General features: G+C 69.1%; 2 protein-coding genes. One reads left to right on the top strand and one right to left on the bottom strand.

The window, feature by feature from the left end:
* Positions 1–131: 131 nt before the first annotated feature.
* Entirely contained in the window at positions 132–419 is a 288-nt protein-coding gene (locus ACWEBX_RS41040; protein WP_386984538.1) for an SHOCT domain-containing protein, read from the bottom strand.
* Between the two features lie 275 nt (positions 420–694).
* On the opposite strand from ACWEBX_RS41040, the gene ACWEBX_RS41045 reads away from it, so the two are divergent.
* Positions 695–1126 carry a DUF7144 family membrane protein gene (locus ACWEBX_RS41045; RefSeq protein ID WP_451889766.1) on the top strand — a complete coding sequence of 144 codons (432 nt, stop codon included), beginning with the start codon at positions 695–697 and terminating at the stop codon, positions 1124–1126.
* The last annotated feature ends 109 nt before the right edge of the window (positions 1127–1235 follow it).

Consider the following 1235-nt stretch of genomic DNA (forward strand, 5'->3'; position numbering starts at 1 on the left):
GTGTCCTCCTTGAACGCGATGACGTCCGTAGTGACGCTAGAGATTCGTTCGGGCATGCGGTCCCGGCCGGGGTTCCTCGCCGGGATGCGTCAGGGGTCCTCGACGAGAGGCCTCGACCGGGCGTATGCGGGTCAGCCGAGGATCCGGGCCTTCTGCGCCTCGAACTCGGCATCGGTCAGCACGCCCTGGGCCTTGAGATCCCCCAGTTGCTTGAGCTGATCGATCTTGCTGGTCATCTCGTCGCCCGGCGCGGCCGGCGGAGGCGGCGGCGGAGCCTGCTGCTCCTGGTACTGGTACTGCTGCTGTGCTTCCTGCTGTGCCCATCGTCCCTGCTGACGACGTGACACGCGGTTCGAGACGGCGGTGGCCGTACCGGCCACGACGGCGGTGCGGGCGACCCCGCGGAGGAGACCTGGCACGGTGGTTTCCTTTCCGGCACGAGGCATACGGGACAAGCCCGACAGGGATGCGGTCCCGGAGACGGTCCGGGTTCTGATCCCTTGTGCGCGCCGAATTCGTCTCGGCGCACCGGGCAGCTCCATTGGAGCACCGAACCCATTCCCCCGCACCTCGATCTCGCCCCACCGGGCGCGATTTTCGATGATCTGCCGGTCCGTCAATCCCATGGCAAGCTGAAATGCGGCCACCGATCGTCGCCCGGTCGGTGGCGAGGTCTACGCGGGAGGAGCTCGCAATGGCTACGACGGGAATGCACCGGCAGGGAGCCGCCGGCAGTTCGGGGGCGTGGGTGTCCGGCTGGACCGCCTTCGCCGGAGTCATGATGATCTTCGGAGGCGCGATGGCGATATTCCAGGGAATCGCGGCCATCGCCGAGGACGACGTGTTCGTCACCACCCGCAACTACGTCTACACCTTCAATCTCACGAGCTGGGGATGGATCCATCTCACCCTCGGCGTCCTGATCGTCCTCGCCGGCATCGCCGTGTTCCGCGGCATGCTGTGGGCCCGGATCGTCGGCATCACCCTGGCGGGACTGGCCATGGTCGCCAATTTCATGTGGCTGCCGTACTCCCCGGTGTGGGCCAGCGTGCTGATCGCCATCGACGCCTTCGTCATCTGGGCGCTGTGCGTCGGATCCGGCCGGGACGCCGCCGGTACGGCGTGACCGTCCACGACCTCGGCGGAATCCCCGGCGGTCGCGGCGGAATCCCCGGCGGGGGCCCCCCCCCGGGGGGGGGGCGCGCCCGCCCGGGCGGCGGGCCCCCGCCGCCCCG

The organism is Streptomyces sp. NPDC005070, assembly GCF_053600395.1.